The 281-nt window shown below is 73.0% G+C and carries 1 protein-coding gene; it reads right to left on the bottom strand.

Annotated features, from left to right (window positions below):
• A partial coding sequence (locus L687_RS30025; protein ID WP_040569695.1) for an MMPL family transporter occupies positions 1 to 281 on the bottom strand: 281 nt, incomplete at both ends.

Below are 281 nucleotides of genomic sequence, written 5' to 3'. Positions count from 1 at the left end.
CGTCCACACCGAACGCGGGCCCGCCCGTGACCTGCACGTGCATCCCGTCGAGGGGGTGCTCGGCCACGGTGTCGCGCAGACCGTGCACGGCCTCAGCGGCGGCGTCGTCGTCCACCGTCAGCGTCGCCTGGATCACCGCGGCCTCGCCGTCGTCGCTGACGATCGGACCGTGGGGTGCGTGCCCGGTCTCCGCTTCGACATCGCCCGAGAGCGCACCGAGGGCGGCGAGGTCGGCATCGCTGAGCTGTGCGTCGTCGTCACGGGAGGCGACCAGCAGTACC

It is taken from the genome of Microbacterium maritypicum MF109, from assembly GCF_000455825.1.
In the GTDB taxonomy this organism is placed as follows: Bacteria; Actinomycetota; Actinomycetes; order Actinomycetales; family Microbacteriaceae; genus Microbacterium; species Microbacterium maritypicum_A.
The sequence above is the reverse complement of the archived record's forward strand: the minus strand, read 5'-3'. Positions and strand labels throughout refer to the sequence as shown.